Origin of the sequence: Roseobacter sp. N2S (assembly GCF_031454055.1) — a bacterium.
GTDB lineage: Bacteria > Pseudomonadota > Alphaproteobacteria > Rhodobacterales > Rhodobacteraceae > Amylibacter.
In genome coordinates, this window is record NZ_JAVDQB010000004.1 from 253,650 (window position 1) to 272,310 (window position 18,661).

The window sequence follows — 18,661 nt, forward strand, 5'->3', positions numbered from 1 at the left end:
ATGGGTGCTTTGGATGTTTCCGGTGTTCGGGGCGGGTTACACGCCCTCAAACACCATTTTTCGCCCGATAAACCGCGTGGCGGCCGTGCCGACGCGCAGGGGATCACCGGATGTCAAACAACGGGTTTCCCCAGCAGCCCCAACCATATCGGGGTGGCGTTGCAGATAATCTTCCAGACTGGCGGCAGTAAGGCGGCCTTGGGAATAGACCGAAACATCCGGCCCCAATGCGTCTTGAAAAATTGCTTCCAGAATCGGGTAATGAGTGCATCCCAGCACCGCCGCTTGGGGGGTGGGCATACGCCGCTTTAAAGCTGCCACATGACTGCGGGCCAAAGCCTCGGCCAGTTCAAGATCGTTGTCTTCCAACGCATCCACCAAACCACCACAGGGCTGTGCCTCGACATCGACACCGACAGCGCGAAAGGCCAGTTCCCGTTGAAAGGCACGGCTGGCCACAGTGGCAGGCGTGGCAAACAGCGCGACCTGTTTCACTGCCACTTCGCGCGGGGGGGATTGATCGCCCCACATCCGTTCGGTCATTGCTTCGATCATCGGAACAAACACACCCAGAACCCGTTTATCCTTAGGCACCCAATTTTCCTGCATCCGCTTCAGCGCCACAGCCGAGGCCGTGTTGCACGCCAGAATCACCAGATTACAGCCCTCATCGAACAGCCGATCACAGGCCCGCGTGGTGATCCCGTAAATATCATCCGCATCTCGCACCCCGATGGGCGCAATGGCGTTGTCACCGAAATAGACCAAAGGCTGATCCGGCAACCGCGTGCGGATCGCTTCAAAGACGGTCAGGCCGCCAAGTCCACTGTCAAAAACGCCTACAGGCATGGGAATGGTCCGTGAATACGCGAAACTTGCGATAGCTCTAACCAAGCCCCGCAATCGGGTAAAGCCATGATTGAACAAAGCCTGAGTTTCCTGCCCGACCTGTCACATGTCAGCGATGGTTTGCTTCAAATTCAAACCCGTAGCCGTAATTTTGTAACGGATTTGGAGCCAGTCGATAGGTCGACTCGCGCAAGAAATCCATCATTGCCCGTGGATCGCGGGAACAGGCCTCTAATGCGCCGCGATCCAGCGGTTTTCCCACCACCAAGCGCACAGGCGCTTTGCGGGCGCGACGAAACTCGTTTATCAGCAGGGACATACGCAGGGTCGCATGCAAGTGGCTGGCAATCTGGAACAGGCGCGAATTGGCACCTTCAAAATAGATCGGCACCACAGTTGCCCCCGTGCGCGCCACCAGTTTCGCGGTAAACGGCCGCCAGCGCGGGTCCATCGGGTGGGCAAAAGGTTTGACCGCAGTAGACACCGTGCCGCCCGGGAAAATACCAATCGCCCCGCCGTTTTCCAGATAGGTCATAGCCTCTTGGCGGGTTTGCAGGTTCTGGCGCACGCCGTCTTTGGTGCCATCAAAATTGACAGGCAAAATCACATCGCGTAGCGCATTGGAATTGCGAAACACGCTATGGGCGAGAATGCGAAAATCATCGCGGCGTTGCGCCAGAATATCCCCCAGTACCAACCCGTCGAGAATTCCGTAGGGGTGGTTGGCAATCAGGATCAACGGGCCACGGCGCGGGATCATATCGAGCGAGCCTGCCAAAACATCCAGTTTAAGGCGGTATTTTTCAGACATTACCCGAAAGAAATCCGCCCCTGTGGCAGTCTCAGCCTCGTATCCCCGCGCCATGCGCAGCAATTTATGCCGCCCGCTAAGGGTTTCCATCGTTCGGATCAAGGCACGGCCTGATTTTGTCTGGGCCGAGGGGGCGTAGGAAATATCTTTGGTCAGGGTTTGCATCGGGGAACCGTGGCGTGATTGCGTTTGCTGATTGCTACTACAGTTAGGTAACAACCATACGAATTCCGCCCTGCCTGAATGCAAAAAGGCCCCGCAGTGCAGGGCCTTTTCGAAAATCGTATCTGTAAGCTTAACGCTTGGAGAACTGGAAGCTCCGGCGCGCCTTGCGCTTACCGTATTTCTTACGTTCCACAACGCGCGAGTCGCGTGTCAGGAAGCCAGCGGCTTTCAGAGGCGCCCGCAGTGTTGGTTCATAAAGTTGCAACGCTTTGGAAATGCCGTGCTTGACCGCACCAGCCTGACCAGACAGGCCACCACCTTTAACAGTCGCCATCACGTCGAATTCGCCAACAACGCCAGCAATTTCAAATGGCTGTGCCAGGATCATTTGCAGAACGGGACGTGCAAAATAGACGTTTTGCGGCTTGCCGTTCACAGTCACTTTACCCGAACCAGGTTTGATCCAAACACGGGCAACCGCGTCTTTCCGTTTACCGGTTGCATAAGACCGACCCAGCGCGTCGCGAACAGCTTCACGTGTGATGGTAGCGGTTTCAACAGCGGCTTCGATAACGATGTCAGAAGCTTCTACAGCGTCTTTCAACTCGTCCAAGGATTTGATTTCGTCGCTCATGACTGGCTCCGCGTGTTTTTAGGGTTCATCGCTTTGACGTCGAGAACTGTTGGGTTCTGTGCTTCATGCGGATGCTCGGCGCCCGCGTAAACGCGCAGGTTTGTCATTTGCTGACGGGACAATGGCCCACCTGGCAACATACGTTGAACAGCTTTTGTCACCAGACGCTCTGGGAATTTGCCTTCAAGGATCTGACCAGCTGTACGCTGTTTGATCCCGCCCGGGTGACCAGTGTGCCAGTAATGGATTTTGTCAGTGCGTTTTTTGCCTGTCATCTGTACCTTTTCGGCATTGATGATGATGACATTGTCGCCCATATCCATAGATGGTGTGAATGTAGCTTTGTGTTTACCACGCAAGCGCATGGCAACGATCGACGCAAGACGGCCCAAGATGACGCCTTCAGCGTCAATAATGATCCATTTCTTGTCGATGTCAGCAGGTTTTGCTGAGAAAGTTTTCATGGTTTTAAGTCCAATTGATGGAAGTGAAAACAAGGCCCTAAGGCCCTGTCGAATTCTGTCGCCGTTTTACCTGTCTGTTCCGCACAGTCAATTCCCAAAACGCAGGTAAAATCGTTATTAATCAATGCATTGCAATTATGGTATCATAATACCCCACGTTTTTGATGGAAATTTCGCCTTTTCCCCCAAAAAACTAACACCGTTACCCGCTGTACTCTGCCATTCAAAAAAGTTGCCACCCAAAATAACGCGAATTATAGTTTTTCACGCAAGGCAACATTATTGGTCTGCGCACATATTCAAGCAGACCTGATTTTTTAAGGAGTCCCCTATGGTTGGGTTTATTGGCGATCAACACCTTCTTTCCAGCGATGGTCTAGGCGTATTCGCAGAAGCAGATTACAGTACCACCACATTAAGCAACGGCAAGGTCGTCACAGCTTATCTTGCCAGCAGCAGCGGATATCTGACGCTCAGCCTCTATAATCCCAAAAACGGCGAAACCACCATTCTTGGCACCACTGGTTCTATTTCCGAAGGTTACAAGCTGCCCAAGGTCTTTGCGTTGGACGCTGGTAAATTCTCTGTCGTGCTGGAAGAAGACGCGACAGAAACCAACCACAACCAGATTAGCCTGATGACCTTCAATTCCGGCGGCACCCAAACCGGCAGCACCAAAGTGCTCGACAGCGGCTACCTGATGGAATTCCAGAACGCAGCCCATACGGATGAAGGCTATTTTGTCACCTACCGCGACCGCGCACCGGACGCCGAACTGCAATATGTCGGGCGTTTTTTCAGCCCCGCTGGAAAACTGCTACATACCTATGATTTTGACGCAGGGCGCGCGACTTCAGACTTTCCACGCGCCAACCCGAATCTGACCATTCTGGAGAACGGCAATATGGTAGCCGTTTGGGAGAAGAGCGATTCCGATGGTGTGTACGGACAGATTTTCAACGCCAAGGGCAAAGCTTTGGGCGAACAGTTCAAAGTCAGCGAGGACGCAAGCACCTATCGCTTTGCACAAGACCCAGAGCTGGTGGCCACCCCCGATGGCGGCTTCCTGACGGTCTATACACGTCAGGCCATCTACCCCAACACCGAAGATCCGGATGTTGTCTATATCCAGAAATTCAACAAGAACGGCGTGCAAAAAGGCACCCCCACCAGCTTTGACAGCAAAGTTGACGGTCTTTCCATCGCACCACGGGAATTTTCGCTGGGATTGACAAAAGACGGCCTGATCCTGGTCTCTTTCACCGGAAACGGGATACAAACCGGCTATAGCACTGACAGCAACGTATTCCTTGCCGTGCTTTCGCCGTCGGGCAAGCTGGTCTTTGGCCCGACTGTAGTCCATGCCGACGATAAGACCCAACCTCAGTCCCATTCCGCCTTTGTAAATCTGCCCGACGACAAAGTGATGCTGACGCTTTACGACGAAACCTATGTGCAGTTCAGCTATCAGGACTCCATTCAGGGCGTGGATATCGCCACACCGGATTACTTTTGGGAAGGCAATAACAAGGCCAACGTCAAATCTGGCACAACGGGCGAAGACATCTTGTTGGGGCTTGGGGGCGCGGACAAACTGTCTGGCAACAAAGGCGCGGATTACATCAAAGGGGGGAACGGTAATGATACCCTTTCCGGCGGGGATGGCGGCGATCTTTTGTTCGGCGAAGATGGAGACGACACCTTGAAAGGCGACGCAGGGAGCGACACGCTTTACGGTGGACAAGGCAATGACACGCTGAACGGCGGCGGCGGTAAGGATGTGCTTTATGGCGGGGTTGGTACGGACAAGCTTGCCGGCGATGCCAGCAATGACCTTCTGTTTGGCGGCGATGGGCTGGACCGGCTAAACGGTGGCGGCGGCAAGGATGAATTGCACGGCGGCGCGGATCGCGACATCCTGACAGGAAGTGGTGGTAGCGACACGCTCTACGGCGACACTGGCAATGACAAGCTGAATGGCGGCGCGGGCAATGACTATGTCTATGGTGGCGACGACAAGGACTTGTTGAAGGGCGGCGGTGGTGACGACTTCCTTCAGGGCGGCGATGGCAACGACAAAGTCTACGGGGATTCAGGCAACGACCAAATCTATTCTGGTGCGGGCAACGACAAGGAATACGGCGGCGCGGGCAATGACTATATTTATGACAGCGATGGCAATGACCGCCTATATGGTGGAGTGGGCTTTGACCATTTCGTGTTTCAGGACACGGATTTCGGCAAGGACAGGATTTTCGACTTTGAATTCGGCATCGACACGCTGGACATGGGCTACACCGCCTACGGGTTGCAAAGCGCTGGCAAACCGGCCATCCGTATCATCGACACAGATGCCGGCGTTCTGTTCAAAGTAGACAACGATCATTCCGTGCTGGTGGTGAACGCCGACCTGTCAGATTTTAAAGCTGGCGATTACATCACCGACAGCCCGTTCTAGCGCACAAATTCATCCCGCGGCGGGATGGAGTAAGTCACATTGGCATGGGCAACAGGTTTGTCCATGCCCTCGGAATATAGCATCACATCGCCCACAGCCAACGCCTTGCCAAGCTTTAACAACCGCGCCTTGGCGATCATGTCACGGGGTTCAGGCTTGCGCATGAAATCAATCGAACAATTGGTGGTGACCGTCAGCGCCTTGGGGCCGATATTTCCCATGATTATCAGATAAAAACACACATCAGCCAAACCAAACATCGACGGACCGGATACCGTGCCACCAGGGCGCAGATGCTGGTTGGTCACTTTCAGACGGACGGTGATTTCGTCTTCTGTCATATCTTCGATGACAAAATCGTCTTTAACTTGGGGAAAGACCTCTACAAAGAATTCACGGAGTTCTTCTATGGTCATTTTCAGGGGCATGGTCTTTCCTCAGGCTATTGTTTTGTCTAAGGTTTGGGGCATATGGCGCAGCCAAACAAGAGAAAACCATGACCTCAGACACCCTGTTACGCAACGATGCGGGCGCAATTGCGACGCTGACGATGAACACCCCAAATACGCTGAACGCCCTGTCCGAGGATATGCTCGACGCGCTGCAATCCCAATTTGACAGCTTAATGCAGGATAAAACCATCCGCGTGGTGATCCTGCGCGGCACGGGCAAGGCGTTCTGTGCGGGTCATAACCTGAAAGAAATGACCGCCGTACGGCAGGATGATGACGGGGGAAAACAGTATTTCCTAGACCTGTTCGCCAAATGCACCAAGATGATGACCACCATCCCGAAACTTCCCCAACCGGTGATTTGCCAACCCCACGGTCTGGCCACAGCGGCGGGCTGCCAGTTGGTGGCCAGTTGCGATATGGCGGTGACAGATGAGCAGACAAAATTCGGCGTGAACGGCGTGAACATCGGCCTGTTCTGTTCTACTCCGATGGTGGCCCTGTCCCGCAATATCCCGCGCAAACACGCCTTTGAAATGCTGACCACAGGCACGTTCATTTCCGCATCAAAGGCCCAAGACCTCGGCCTCGTCAACCGTGTGGTCCCCCCAGACGCATTGGACGCCGCAACACAGGAACTGGCGGAATTGGTCGCCTCAAAACTTGGCGCTGCGGTCAAGATCGGCAAACAGGCGTTTTATGAACAAATCCAGATGCCATTGGATCAGGCCTATGACTTTACAGGCGCGGTTATGGCTGAAAACATGATGCTTACAGACACCGAAGAAGGCATTGCTGCATTTCTGGAAAAACGCCCTCCAAACTGGTCCCAAACCTAACCGCCAGCACGCAAGCATCTTTTGAGCCCAAATACCTCCCGCGCGGAGCGCTTCTCTCCGCGCGGCCAAGACCAAACCTTACAGCTTGTAAATCTCACCAAATTTCTGGTTCAGATAGGCCAGCAAAGGTTCCGCAGTCGGAACATGTCCCACCGCGCGGGTAATCGTATCCCGCGGTTCATACAGCGATCCGTGGCGGTGGATATTCTGCCCCAACCACCCCAGTGCGGAAGTTGTATTGCCTTGCGCCAGTTCCCCCTGCAACTCAGGCAGATCATCAGACATTTTGGCAAACAACTCGCCCGCATAAATATTGCCCAGCGAATAGGTTGGGAAATATCCGAACAGACCAACGGACCAATGCACATCCTGCAACACACCATTGGACGGCATGTCTACGGGATAGCCGAAATCTTTCTCAAACCGCTCATTCCACGCAGCTTCCAGGTCTACAACTTCCAGATCCCCAGCGATCAACTGGCGCTCCAGATCAAAGCGCAGCAGCACATGCAGGTTGTATTGAACCTCGTCAGCTTCCGTGCGGATAAAACCGCGGTGCAGCTTGTTGACCACACGGTAGAACGCCTCGGCATCCGGCACGCCGAAATCCCCAAATACCTCGCGCATTCGCCCGTAAAGGAACCCTGTGAACGCGCGACTGCGACCCAACTGGTTTTCCAGAATCCGGCTCTGGCTTTCGTGAACCCCCATAGAGACCCCGCTGCCCAGCATGGTCAGACCGTAATCCTGATTGATGCCCTGTTCATAGGTGGCATGGCCGACTTCATGGATTGTCGAATAAAAACAGTTAAACGGGTCACTTTCGGATACCCGCGTGGTGATGCGCACGTCATTGAAACTGCCGCTGGAAAACGGATGCACGCTGAAATCCAGCCGCCCGCGGGTCCAGTCATAACCAAATGCAGTGGCCAGTTCGCGGGCGATCATGGTCTGCTGGTCGCGGGAAAACGTACCGCGCAAATCAGGGATTTGTTCGCCGCTTTGAGCCACCCTGCCCCGCAAATCGACCAGACCGTCGCGCAAACCACCCAGCAGCTTTGCCAATACAGGTTCCGACATGCCCGGTTCGTAATCCTCTAGCAGCGCATCATAAAGATTGCCGCCCTCCGCCAAAGCCGCCGCTTCTTCGCGCCGCAGCGTCAGAACCTCGCTTAGAACATCCTGAAACGCCGCGAAATCCCCCGCTTCACGGGCCTTTGCCCAAACACCCTGCGCTTGTGACGTCACACGGGCGATCTGGCGGGCCAACGCGCTTGGCACTTTGGACTGGCGTTCAAACTGGCGTCGGATCAAGCGCACATTGGCGGCCTGTTCTTCAGTCAGATCAGCAGCACTTGCAGCATCCAGCCATTCAGCTATCCGGGGATCGGTGCGTTGGGCGTGGCCAACTTTTTCCAGCGCGCTCATCCATTCAGAGCGTTGCGCCGCTGACCCTTTGGGCATGATCGTTTCCTGATCCCACCCCAACAAACCCGACACTTGCCCCAATGCAACCACATCACGATAGTGTTCGGCCAAAGCCGAATACGCAGTCATGGAATTCATGTATTCACCTCAATTATCTAAGCTTTTGCGCCCTTGGATACAGCGCAGAAAAACGAACGTTCAAAACACTAACAATCACAATAACGGCACCAATCTGATGAAAGATTGCCAGATGCCACGGTGCAGCATGCATCACTGTGGCAATTCCCATAACCATTTGTGCCAGAACGACGAAAAGCACAATCAAAGCCGCCCGCCGAGTCTGTAGGATAGCCGAGCTGCGCGACGAAAACCAGAGGTGGAGAGTGAAGAGAAAAACACCATAGCCTAGCAATCTATGATTGAATTGCACCAAGGCAGGGTTTTCAAAGAAGTTGGTCCAGAACGGCTCGTAATCAAAGGATTCCGAGGGCAGGAACTCTCCGTTCATCATCGGCCAGTCGATATAACCGCGCCCCGCATCAATACCCGCCACAAGCGCGCCCAGCAGAATTTGTGCAAATGTCAGCACCAGCAGGATCGTAGACAGGGTCACAAGACGCTTTTCCTGATTGCGGCGGGCTTGGAACATCTCCATCTCGGGGCGTTGCAACTGCCACGCATACCACACCAGCACACCAAGGATGATAAAGGCCAGCCCCAGATGGGTCGCCAGCCGATAAGATGCCACATCCACCATGCGACCAGACAGCCCCGAAGACACCATCCACCAGCCAATCGCCCCTTGCAAACCGCCCAAAGCCCCCACAAGAACCAGCCGTCCGGTCCAGCCTTTCGGGATTTGGCGCCGTGCCAGAAAATAGAAAAACCCAAGCGCCCAAATCAGCCCGACAAGACGGCCCAACTGGCGATGGCCCCATTCCCACCAATAGATCGACTTAAACTCGTGCAGGGTCATACCCTTGTTTTGCAACTGATACTCCGGAGTCGCCTGATATTTTGTGAATTCTTCAGTCCAGACAGCGTCATTCATCGGGGGAATCGCGCCTGTGACGGGCTTCCATTCGGTGATCGACAGACCGCTGTCCGTCAACCGCGTCATCCCACCCACAAGGATCATGCCCGCAACAAGTGCAAACAGCACCAGCAGCCAGACCGCAATCGCCCGCCGCGCACCAGATTTACCCGCGTCGATCAAGCCACCTTTCGGCGCGTCCGAGGCTGGTTTCCCAGTCGAAACCTCTTCAAAAATGCTGCGTGTCTTGGTCATGGGCCGCGCCTTTCAGAATGCTTGCCACTATTTAGGGCGCAGGGCGAAGCTGATCAATGGCTATCGGGACTTTGGATGCTTGTCTGCCAGCGACTTGATGACGCCGTGGAAAATACGCACATCCGCCTGCGTCAATGGCAAACGGGAAATCATGTTGCGCAGGTTCGTTACCATGCTTTCGGCCTTATGATCGGGCCAGAAAAACCCCACGGACTCCAGTCGCGCCTCCAACGTTTCGGTCAGTTTCTGAATTTCAATGGATTCAGCCCGTTTGGTGCCAGCCAGTTCCAGAACCTCGGGCGCGGCATCACCCTGCTGGCGGCGCCATTCATAGGCCAGCAACAAAACACATTGCGCCAGATTAAGTGAGGCAAAGGCCGGATTGACCGGCACAGAAATAATCGCATTGGCCCGTGCAATATCAGGATTTTCAAGGCCCGAACGTTCCGGCCCGAACAGGATACCCACCTTCTGGCCTTTGGCCACCATAGCCCGCGCCTGTTCCATCGCCCGTTCCGGCGTGACCACAGGTTTGGTCAGATCCCGCCCCCGCGCGGTGGTGGCAAACACATAATGCAGGTCAGAAATCGCCTGTTCGGTGGTGTCCATCACCTGAACCGCGTCGATCACACGGGCGGCCCCGCTAGACATGGTCACAGCCTTCTGGTTCGGCCACCCGTCCCGAGGATTCACCAGCCGCATCCGTTCCAAACCGAAATTCCACATCGCCCGCGCCGCAGCGCCGATGTTTTCGCCCATCTGTGGCTGCACCAGAACCACTACCGGTTGCGGCCCGCCCCAATCGGCGGCTTTTGCGTGATCTGTGCCTGACATCTGTGAAACTCTCCGAATTGGCTGGCCTGCCTGTTACGCCCCGTCGCCAAAAAGTGCAAGGAAAGCCGCCAAAGGAAATTGCGTCACGCCATAAGTATCCCGCGTTTCCCGATAGATTTTACAAGCGGCTTAAACGCCTTCGACCAGCACCATAGAACGGTTAGAATTGTTCAACGCAAGTGGCAGGATTTTCTGATATTCATCCGAATAATAAAACCGCTTTGCTGCCTCTGTGGTATCAAATTCGATCACCACATTGCGCGCAGCGCCCTTGCCCTCAATCCATTCGGCAGCGCCACCTTTGACAAGGAAGGTGCCGCCGAATTTTTCCGCGCAAGCAACGGTTTGGCTGGCATATTCCATATAGCCGTCCAGATTTGTCACTTCAATCTGTGCAATCACATAAGCGGCCATCAGACGCCCTCTACAAACATGTAATCGCGGTTGGCTGCAGGCAGACCGTGGCTTAGCGCCAGTTGATATTCCGGCCCGTTGTAAAACGCTTTGGCGGTGTCCATGTCAGGCCACTGGATGATCACATTGCGTGACCGCGCGTGGCCCTCCATAACTTCGGTTTTGCCGCCGCGTGCCAGAAAAACGCCGCCATATTGGGCCACCGCTGGCCCTGCCAGTTCCGCGTAGCGGGCGTATTCTGCTTCGTCATGCACATCAATATGTGCCATTGTGTAAACCGTCATTTAATCCTCCAAAACTTTCTGCGCAGCCAAAAGGGCCGCATCAGCATTTTCCACAGACGGGCCGCCAGCTTGCGCCATATCCGCACGACCACCGCCGCCCTTACCGCCAAGTTCTGCCGCAGCCGCCTTCACCAAATCAACCGCGGACACACGGTCGGTCAAGTCCTCAGTGACCCCGGCCGCAATCGCCGCTTTGCCACCCGCGCCCGAGATCAGCACAATCGCACCGCTGCCCAAGCGTTTTTTATGTTCGTCGATCAAACCGCGCAGATCTTTGCCGGGTACATCGGCCAAAACCTGACCCAGAAAGGGCACGCCGTTGATGGTAACCGCATCAGATCCCCCTTCGGCACCGCCCATAGCGGCCTTTTTGCGCAACTCTGCAACTTCATTTTGCAGGGCCTTGCGTTCGTCTTGCAGGGATTTAATCCGCGCTGGTACTTCGGAGGCAGGCGCTTTCAGCACCAACGCTGCCTCGGCCAGCAGATGATCCTGCCCGCGCAAATAATCCTGCGCCGCCTGCCCAGTCAGGGCTTCGATCCGGCGCACACCAGAACTGCTGGCGCTGTCGCCCAGCATCACAAAGGCACCGATATCGCCGGTGCGCTGCACATGGGTGCCGCCACAAAGTTCCAACGAATAGGTGTTTTTGTCAGACCCTTTTCCGCTGCCTGCCAATTTGCCCATTGAAACAACCCGCACTTCATCGCCGTATTTCTCGCCGAACAGCGCCTGCGCGCCCAAGTCTCGCGCTTCGTCAGGGGTCATGATGCGGGTGTCCACAGGGGTATTCTGGCGGATAAAGGCGTTCACATCCCGCTCTACTTGCGCCATTTCATCGGCGTTCATGGCTTTGGAGTGGCTAAAATCAAACCGCAACCGATCCTCTGCGTTCAGCGACCCGCGTTGCGCCACATGATCCCCCAAAGCAACCCGCAAGGCCTCATGCAACAGGTGCGTGGCCGAGTGGTTGGCGCGGATTGCACTGCGCCGCGTGTGATCCACGACCAGTTCGGCCGCATCGCCTGTAGTGATTGTCCCGTCCAGAACCTCTCCAAAGTGCACAAACACACCCGCCTTTTTACGCACATCAGAAATGCGCACAGTCCCACCGTCAGTTTTCAAAACACCCGTGTCGCCAACCTGACCGCCGCTTTCCGCATAAAACGGCGTTTGGTTCAGCACCAATTGCACCGCCGCGCCGCCTGTTGCGGTTTTCACAACTGCGCCGTCCTGAACAATTGCACGGATTTGGCCCTCGGCGGTTTCAGTGTCATAACCCAGAAACTCTGTGTTGCCCTCCGCATCGGCTATGTCAAACCAAACGGATTCATCCGCTGCCTCGCCAGACCCAGACCAGGCCGCCCGTGCCTTGGCTTTTTGCGCAGCCATGGCACTGGTAAACCCGTCGGTGTCCACCGCGACACCTTTTTCCCGCAGGGCATCCTGTGTCAGATCAAGTGGGAACCCATAGGTATCATACAGTTTAAAGGCTGTTTCGCCCGGTAATGCCGTGCCCTCTGCCATGCCTTCCAACTCGGCATCCAGCAGCTTCAAGCCACGATCCAGCGTCGTCTTGAAACGGGTCTCTTCCAGCAAAAGAGTCTCTTCGATCATCGGCTGGGCGCGGCCAAGTTCAGGATAAGCCTGCCCCATCTGGCGCACTAGTTCTGGCACCAGACGATACATCATCGGGTCTTTCGCCCCCAGCAAATGCGCATGGCGCATGGCACGGCGCATGATACGGCGCAGCACATAGCCGCGCCCCTCGTTTGATGGCAGAACACCATCCGCAATCAGAAAGGAAGTAGAGCGCAAATGATCTGCGATAACGCGGTGATGCACGTTCTGATCCCCGTAAGGATCAACCCCAACCGCCTGCGCCGACGCCTCGATCAAGGCTTTGAACAGGTCGGTGTCATAGTTGTCATGGCTGCCTTGCAACAAAGCCGCAATCCGTTCCAGCCCCATGCCGGTGTCGATGGACTGCATGTCCAATTCGCGCATTGTACCATCGGCGAATTGCTCATTCTGCATGAACACAACGTTCCAGATTTCGATAAACCTGTCGCCATCTTCCTCGGCCGACCCCGGAGGCCCGCCCCAAATGTGATCTCCGTGATCATAAAAAATCTCGGTACAGGGACCACAAGGCCCCGTTGGCCCCATTTGCCAGAAATTGTCAGACGTTGCGATGCGAATGATCCGATCCTCTGGCACCCCAAGGCTTTTCCAAATGGCAAAGGCTTCGTCATCTGTGTGGTAAACCGTTGTCACCAAACGGGATTTATCAATGCCGAAATCCTTGGTGATCAAGTCCCAGGCAAAGGGGATAGCTTCTTTCTTGAAGTAATCCCCGAAGGAGAAATTCCCCAGCATTTCAAAGAACGTATGGTGCCGCGCGGTATACCCCACATTGTCCAGATCATTGTGCTTACCCCCTGCCCGCACACATTTCTGCGCCGAGGTCGCCCGCTGATAATCCCGCGTTTCAACGCCTGTAAACAGGTTCTTGAACTGCACCATGCCCGAGTTCACGAACATCAGTGTCGGGTCATTACGTGGCACCAACGGAGAGCTGTCCACAACCGCGTGGCCGTTTTTTTCAAAATAGGAAAGAAACGTGCTGCGAATATCGTTTACGCCAACCATAGTGTTATGCCTTTGTAGTATACGGGTTTTGATCAGGGGCGGTTATACCTTGCCTGCAAAATCTGTCCACAACACAATTGTCCCACCCGAAAAACCACAAAGCGCCGCAGGCACAGCCCACGGCGCTTGTTTCAATGTTCTAAAATACTCCTGCCAAAGGCAAACCACCCCTGCGCGGTACTTTATTCTTCCAGCAGATCGTCCGAGCTGTCATCGGCGCTTGGTTTGGCCATATCAAAATCCAACCCGTGTGAGGCACGAATCTTGTCTTCGATTTCCCAGGCAACCTGCGGATTTTCCTTCAGGAAATTCTTGGCGTTTTCACGTCCCTGACCGATCCGCTGGTCCCCATACGAAAACCAGGACCCTGATTTTTCAACGATTCCCGCCTTCACGCCCAGATCAACCAACTCGCCCCGCTTGGAAATGCCTTCGCCATACATAATGTCGAATTCCACCTGTTTGAACGGCGGCGCCACTTTGTTCTTCACAACTTTCACACGGGTCGCATTGCCGACGATTTCGTCACGATCCTTGATCGCACCGATCCGGCGAATATCCAGACGGACAGAGGCGTAGAACTTCAGCGCATTCCCACCCGATGTGGTTTCCGGAGACCCGAACATCACGCCAATTTTCATCCGAATCTGGTTAATGAAAATCACCGTACATTTCGATTTGCTGATCGAGCCTGTCAGCTTGCGCATGGCTTGGCTCATCAAGCGGGCCTGAGCCCCCACCTGATGATCGCCCATATCGCCTTCCAACTCGGCCTTTGGCGTCAAGGCGGCAACCGAATCGACCACAACCATGGAAACCGCACCAGAGCGCACCAATGTATCAGTGATTTCCAACGCCTGCTCGCCTGCATCCGGCTGCGAGATCAGCAATTCGTCCAGGTCAACACCGAGCTTCTTCGCATAAGTCGGGTCAAGCGCGTGCTCCGCATCCACAAAGGCACAAACCCCGCCTTTTTTCTGCTCTTCCGCAATACAATGCAGCGACAATGTGGTTTTACCCGAACTTTCTGGACCATAAACTTCGATAATACGGCCTTTTGGAATCCCCCCGATTCCCAGCGCAATATCCAGCCCGATCGACCCCGTAGATGTGGCTTCCACATCCATCATGGCATTGCCACCCAGTTTCATAATCGAGCCTTTACCGAACTGCCGTTCGATCTGCCCAAGGGCCGATTCCAGTGCTTTTTGCTTATCCATTGATTTTCTTTCGGTTAGATCGAGTAGGTTCGCCGTGGCCATGTTCTTATCCCTTATTTCACATCCCAGATGCCTGAGCAATCGCTGCTGATGTTCGCCTCTTGTTCTCATTTTATTATATGAGACCAAAACAAGAACACTTCAAGCAAAATTTTAATTTAACAATTGCTTATGAAGGTTTATGAATGGTAAATGTCTGACGCACTTTTAGGTTGAATGGGGGTAATTGACCGAAATGATGGTATTTATCAAAGAAAAGCTGGTGTTCTTTGCCACCCCCAAAACGGCCTCCACTTCGATCGAACTTGCCTTGGGTACGACCTGCGATATCCGCATTTCCAAAATTCCCAACGCCAAACACACGCCTTATCGCAAATACCAACGCCTGCTGGAACCTTTCATCATGACCCTGACGCGGGACGAACCCGACAGTGTTGCGGTTATCCGCGAACCTGTTGACTGGCTTGGCAGCTGGTACCGTTACCGGTCCCGTGATGAATTAAAAGGCTCTTCCAATTCCACCGCCAACATCAGCTTTGATGATTTCGTTGCGGCTTATCTGTCTGATAATCCTCCGGAATATGCCCGCGTCGGATCGCAGGCCAAGTTTATGTCAGACAAAGACGGCCAAGTTGGCATGTCCCATCTGTTTCGCTATGACAACATGGATGGGCTGGTGCGGTTCTTGCAAAACCGGCTTGGCAAACAATTCACCCTTGGACACGCCAATCAATCCCCAGAAGCCACGATATCCCTAAGCCCTGCATTACTGCGCCAATACCAAGACGCCTATGCGCAGGACTTTGAGATTTACGACCGCCTGTCTCTGCCGGAGTGATCGGGTTAACCGGCCAGGTTGCGGACTGCTTCAATCAGTTGCTTTAACGAAAACGGCTTTGGCAGAAACGACGCATTCGGAATATCGCCGTATTCGGACGAAAAATTCTCTTCTGCGTAGCCAGAGACAAAAATTACCTGCACATCGGGGCGGGTTTCCTGCGCTTTGACCACCCAAGTCGGCCCGTCCATGCCGGGCATCACCACATCAGACACGATCACATCCACAAAGAAATCGGAATCCTCTAGTTTTTCAAGCGCTACCTCGGCCGAACAAGCTTCTGTCACGCGCACGCCTTGCATGGCCAGCGCACGAGAGGCAAAACTTCGGACGGGTGCCTCATCCTCAACCAATAGAACGGAAAGTCCGTTCAGGGATTTCGGAGCAGATTTTGTGGTTTTTTGAGCTTCCACGGGCTCTACATAGACACCCTCATGAGCTGGCAACAGCAGACTGAATTCTGATCCCTGCCCCAAAACGCTTTTGGCAAAAATAAAACCACCAGTTTGTTTCACGATGCCATAAGCCATGGACAGCCCCAAGCCCGTCCCCTCGCCCACATCTTTGGTGGTGTAAAACGGTTCGAATATCTTTTCTAAATGTTCCGCACGAATACCGCAGCCCGTATCCGCCACGCTGATGGTGACATAGGTGCCTTTGGGCACCAGCACACGGTCCACGCGGGTGGTTTTATCAAAAACCTGTGTGCCGCTTTTGATCAGAACCTCGCCTCCTTCGGGCATAGAATCCCGCGCGTTAACCACCAGATTCATGATGACCTGTTCCAATTGGCGCCCGTCCACAAAGGCACGGGGTAAATCTTTGCCGTATTCGGCCAGCAACTCTACCTTTTCGCCCAATAATCGGCTTAGCAAATGGGTCAGTTCTGACAAAGTATCATTTACCGACAATACCTTAGGCGTCAGCGTTTGTTTGCGCGAAAACGCCAGAAGCTGCCCCACAAGCGCCGCCGCACGATTGGCGTTTTGGGTGATCTGGGTCAGGTCTGCGTGATCCTGATCGCCCTTTTCATGGCGCAGCAACAACAGATCACAATAACCCGAAATTGCAGTTAAAAGGTTGTTGAAGTCATGGGCCACACCGCCCGCCAACTGGCCGATGGCTTGCATCTTCTGGCTTTGTACGAACTGGGCTTCAAGGGATTTCAGCTCGGTCGCGTCACTGAAGGTGGCAATCAAACCGCCCTGCCCGTCAACAGGCGGCGGCATCAGTGAAACTTGCAAGATTTCTTCAGTCTGTGATCGCCGCACCTGCACCATTTCCGGCTTACACGGCACATGATTGTCCCTTGCCGCCTGCATCCAAGTGGATACAGACCGCCCCAACCCTTCGACAAGGGTTTCAAACAACGGGGTTTCCGCAGGCTCCAAACGCAGAAATTCCCGTGCGGCCACGTTGGACTGGCCAATGCGCCCCCGACTGTCGATATGCACCATAGCAATGGGCAAACGATCAAACAGTTGCTGCACTTTTTCGGCAATTTTGGTTTCTGTCATCGGATCAACAACCGGCGCGGGTTCAGGCACCACTTCCGGAAGGGCCGGCGTTTCCAGTTGAAAATCCTCGTATACGGGTGCCCTTTCAAAGCCCCCCATAGAGTACCGGCGCGCTGCGGCCACCAGACCGAACCCACCCAGAAATGCAACGATGCCGAACCAAGCAACCGGATCGGGCATTAACCATAATAAAATCAGGCTTGCGCCCACTATCCATATTAGCGCCACTTGTGTGGCGTATTGCGAAATTTTGAAACCAGTCATAAAGCCCCCCAGCCTTATTCTTCAAAACTCCACCCCGTAATTCGCGTCAAACGACGTTAGCACATCGTCAATACACGTTAAAATTGTTTTTTCAGAATCGCGCAATAAAATCCGTCACCGGGACAATTCAGCCCGAGATTATGGGTGGAAACCACCTCATAGTCCGTAGTCTTCCTTAAAAAGGTCTTAACTTGACTGGTGTTTTCCCGTTCCAGCACCGAACACGTAGCGTAAACCAGTGTTCCGCCGGCTTTCACCAGTTGCGCCGCCTCTGCCAAAACCTGTGCTTGCATGGCTTGCACCTCGGCCAGTTTGTCCTGCGTCAGACGCCATTTGCCTTCGGGATTGCGTCGCCATGCGCCAGAACCGGAACATGGCGCATCTACCAGAACCAGATCATAAGTTGCTTTGGACGGTTTTTCGGCCAGCAAAGTCACCTTGGCCCCAGCCCGTGCTGCGCGTTCTTCCAAAGGCGCCAGACGGGCCGCACTGATATCCCATGCGCTATAACGGGCATCTGGTACCCGCGCCGCCATGGCCAGTGTTTTACCACCGCCCCCTGCACAGTAATCCAGCACGCTTTGCCCCGCTTGCAGATCAAGCATCCCAACCAGCGCCTGTGACGCTGCATCTTGCAATTCCACTTGGCCACTTTGATAGGGTTTGGAACCTGCAACCCTGCGCGGGTTTTCAACCACCCGAAGCGCGGAAGCCACATCCGCAACGGGGTCACACATGATCCCCTCAGCAGCTAAGGCACGCGCCGCCCCAGAGGGCGTGGTTTTGGCGACATTCACCCGCAAATCAACAGGGGCGCGGTGGCACAGATCCTGTGCAACCTTTGTCGCTGTGGCACCCAAATCGGTTTCAAACACAGATTGCAACCAGTCTGGCAGATCAACGACCTGCTGCCCGCCACTGGCTTGCGCCGCTGCAATCAAAGCCTGTTCTGCGTCATCAAGGGCCACAGGCGCATAAGCCACGCCGCTGAATATTTGATCCGGGTCCAACCCTGCGGACAAACAATGCCCAACGGCAATGCCTCGCCCATCGGGCAAGCCCGAAGCCTGCGCATAACTGTTCAGTTTGCGCAGACAGTCAAATACGATGTCGCGCACGGCCGCACGGTCCTTACTGCCCGCATAGCGATTGCGCCGCGCCCAGTTCGACAACAGTTTTTCCGCCGGTTCCCCCGACAAAAATCCGTCCAGAACATCCACAGAAGCAGCGTAGCGGGCAGCAGGAGTCAT

The 18,661-nt window shown here is 54.5% G+C and carries 17 protein-coding genes; 3 read left to right on the forward strand and 14 right to left on the reverse strand.

Annotated features, from left to right (window positions below; all coding sequences use genetic code 11):
* Window positions 1-36: 36 nt before the first annotated feature.
* The 4 genes from GGE09_RS12365 to rplM form a co-directional block, all read right to left on the reverse strand.
* A complete protein-coding gene (locus GGE09_RS12365) occupies window positions 37-849 on the reverse strand; it encodes an aspartate/glutamate racemase family protein (protein WP_309746443.1) in 813 nt (270 codons plus the stop codon).
* A gap of 109 nt (window positions 850-958) precedes the next feature.
* On the reverse strand, window positions 959-1,825 hold the full coding sequence (locus GGE09_RS12370) for a lysophospholipid acyltransferase family protein (protein ID WP_309746444.1): 867 nt from the start codon (window positions 1,823-1,825) through the stop codon (window positions 959-961).
* Between the two features lie 130 nt (window positions 1,826-1,955).
* Window positions 1,956-2,459, reverse strand: coding sequence for a 30S ribosomal protein S9 (gene rpsI, locus GGE09_RS12375; RefSeq protein WP_309746445.1), 504 nt, complete (start codon window positions 2,457-2,459; stop codon window positions 1,956-1,958).
* Window positions 2,456-2,923 (reverse strand): 50S ribosomal protein L13, encoded by a 468-nt coding sequence (rplM, locus tag GGE09_RS12380; protein ID WP_309746540.1) that lies wholly within the window; start codon window positions 2,921-2,923, stop codon window positions 2,456-2,458. The genes rpsI and rplM overlap by 4 nt, the downstream gene beginning before the upstream one ends.
* Window positions 2,924-3,254: 331 nt before the next feature.
* Here rplM and GGE09_RS12385 point away from each other — a divergent pair, with 331 nt between their 5' ends.
* Window positions 3,255-5,381, forward strand: coding sequence for a calcium-binding protein (locus tag GGE09_RS12385; protein ID WP_309746447.1), 2,127 nt, complete (start codon window positions 3,255-3,257; stop codon window positions 5,379-5,381).
* Here the strand turns inward: GGE09_RS12385 and GGE09_RS12390 are convergent.
* On the reverse strand, window positions 5,378-5,809 hold the full coding sequence (locus GGE09_RS12390) for a PaaI family thioesterase (protein WP_309746448.1): 432 nt from the start codon (window positions 5,807-5,809) through the stop codon (window positions 5,378-5,380). The genes GGE09_RS12385 and GGE09_RS12390 overlap by 4 nt on opposite strands.
* A gap of 17 nt (window positions 5,810-5,826) precedes the next feature.
* Here GGE09_RS12390 and GGE09_RS12395 point away from each other — a divergent pair, with 17 nt between their 5' ends.
* Complete coding sequence (locus GGE09_RS12395) at window positions 5,827-6,672, forward strand: enoyl-CoA hydratase (RefSeq protein ID WP_309746449.1); 846 nt, start codon at window positions 5,827-5,829, stop codon at window positions 6,670-6,672.
* A gap of 78 nt (window positions 6,673-6,750) precedes the next feature.
* Here the strand turns inward: GGE09_RS12395 and GGE09_RS12400 are convergent, their stop codons facing one another.
* The 7 genes from GGE09_RS12400 to recA form a co-directional block, all read right to left on the reverse strand.
* Entirely contained in the window at window positions 6,751-8,238 is a 1,488-nt protein-coding gene (locus GGE09_RS12400; protein WP_309746450.1) for a carboxypeptidase M32, read from the reverse strand.
* 13 nt (window positions 8,239-8,251) lie between these two features.
* Window positions 8,252-9,388, reverse strand: coding sequence for a heme A synthase (gene ctaA / locus GGE09_RS12405; protein ID WP_309746451.1), 1,137 nt, complete (start codon window positions 9,386-9,388; stop codon window positions 8,252-8,254).
* 60 nt (window positions 9,389-9,448) lie between these two features.
* The gene (locus GGE09_RS12410; protein WP_309746452.1) at window positions 9,449-10,222 is read right to left on the reverse strand and encodes an RNA methyltransferase; all 774 of its coding nucleotides are present in this window, start codon (window positions 10,220-10,222) and stop codon (window positions 9,449-9,451) included.
* 129 nt (window positions 10,223-10,351) lie between these two features.
* Entirely contained in the window at window positions 10,352-10,636 is a 285-nt protein-coding gene (locus tag GGE09_RS12415) for a DUF1330 domain-containing protein (RefSeq protein ID WP_309746453.1), read from the reverse strand.
* Entirely contained in the window at window positions 10,636-10,920 is a 285-nt protein-coding gene (locus GGE09_RS12420) for a DUF1330 domain-containing protein (RefSeq protein ID WP_309746454.1), read from the reverse strand. The genes GGE09_RS12415 and GGE09_RS12420 overlap by 1 nt, the downstream gene beginning before the upstream one ends.
* Entirely contained in the window at window positions 10,921-13,572 is a 2,652-nt protein-coding gene (alaS, locus tag GGE09_RS12425; RefSeq protein ID WP_309746455.1) for an alanine--tRNA ligase, read from the reverse strand.
* A 182-nt stretch (window positions 13,573-13,754) separates the two neighbouring features.
* Complete coding sequence (recA, locus tag GGE09_RS12430; RefSeq protein WP_309746456.1) at window positions 13,755-14,834, reverse strand: recombinase RecA; 1,080 nt, start codon at window positions 14,832-14,834, stop codon at window positions 13,755-13,757.
* A 193-nt stretch (window positions 14,835-15,027) separates the two neighbouring features.
* Here recA and GGE09_RS12435 point away from each other — a divergent pair, with 193 nt between their 5' ends.
* On the forward strand, window positions 15,028-15,630 hold the full coding sequence (locus tag GGE09_RS12435; RefSeq protein WP_309746457.1) for a sulfotransferase family 2 domain-containing protein: 603 nt from the start codon (window positions 15,028-15,030) through the stop codon (window positions 15,628-15,630).
* 5 nt (window positions 15,631-15,635) lie between these two features.
* Here the strand turns inward: GGE09_RS12435 and GGE09_RS12440 are convergent, their stop codons facing one another.
* On the reverse strand, window positions 15,636-17,411 hold the full coding sequence (locus tag GGE09_RS12440; RefSeq protein WP_309746458.1) for an ATP-binding protein: 1,776 nt from the start codon (window positions 17,409-17,411) through the stop codon (window positions 15,636-15,638).
* A 77-nt stretch (window positions 17,412-17,488) separates the two neighbouring features.
* Window positions 17,489-18,661 (reverse strand): RsmB/NOP family class I SAM-dependent RNA methyltransferase, encoded by a 1,173-nt coding sequence (locus GGE09_RS12445; protein WP_309746459.1) that lies wholly within the window; start codon window positions 18,659-18,661, stop codon window positions 17,489-17,491.

Bases quoted from the DNA above. Each gene is read 5' to 3' on its own strand.
- GGE09_RS12420 (WP_309746454.1), bottom strand. From the start codon at position 10,920: ATGACGGTTTACACAATGGCACATATTGATGTGCATGACGAAGCAGAA.
- GGE09_RS12370 (WP_309746444.1), bottom strand. From the start codon at position 1,825: ATGCAAACCCTGACCAAAGATATTTCCTACGCCCCCTCGGCCCAGACA.
- GGE09_RS12415 (WP_309746453.1), bottom strand. From the start codon at position 10,636: ATGGCCGCTTATGTGATTGCACAGATTGAAGTGACAAATCTGGACGGC.
- rplM (WP_309746540.1), bottom strand. From the start codon at position 2,923: ATGAAAACTTTCTCAGCAAAACCTGCTGACATCGACAAGAAATGGATC.
- GGE09_RS12365 (WP_309746443.1), bottom strand. From the start codon at position 849: ATGCCTGTAGGCGTTTTTGACAGTGGACTTGGCGGCCTGACCGTCTTT.
- ctaA (WP_309746451.1), bottom strand. From the start codon at position 9,388: ATGACCAAGACACGCAGCATTTTTGAAGAGGTTTCGACTGGGAAACCA.
- GGE09_RS12400 (WP_309746450.1), bottom strand. From the start codon at position 8,238: ATGAATTCCATGACTGCGTATTCGGCTTTGGCCGAACACTATCGTGAT.
- GGE09_RS12385 (WP_309746447.1), top strand. From the start codon at position 3,255: ATGGTTGGGTTTATTGGCGATCAACACCTTCTTTCCAGCGATGGTCTA.
- GGE09_RS12435 (WP_309746457.1), top strand. From the start codon at position 15,028: ATGATGGTATTTATCAAAGAAAAGCTGGTGTTCTTTGCCACCCCCAAA.
- GGE09_RS12410 (WP_309746452.1), bottom strand. From the start codon at position 10,222: ATGTCAGGCACAGATCACGCAAAAGCCGCCGATTGGGGCGGGCCGCAA.
- GGE09_RS12440 (WP_309746458.1), bottom strand. From the start codon at position 17,411: ATGACTGGTTTCAAAATTTCGCAATACGCCACACAAGTGGCGCTAATA.
- alaS (WP_309746455.1), bottom strand. From the start codon at position 13,572: ATGGTTGGCGTAAACGATATTCGCAGCACGTTTCTTTCCTATTTTGAA.
- recA (WP_309746456.1), bottom strand. From the start codon at position 14,834: ATGGCCACGGCGAACCTACTCGATCTAACCGAAAGAAAATCAATGGAT.
- rpsI (WP_309746445.1), bottom strand. From the start codon at position 2,459: ATGAGCGACGAAATCAAATCCTTGGACGAGTTGAAAGACGCTGTAGAA.
- GGE09_RS12445 (WP_309746459.1), bottom strand. From the start codon at position 18,661: ATGACTCCTGCTGCCCGCTACGCTGCTTCTGTGGATGTTCTGGACGGA.
- GGE09_RS12390 (WP_309746448.1), bottom strand. From the start codon at position 5,809: ATGCCCCTGAAAATGACCATAGAAGAACTCCGTGAATTCTTTGTAGAG.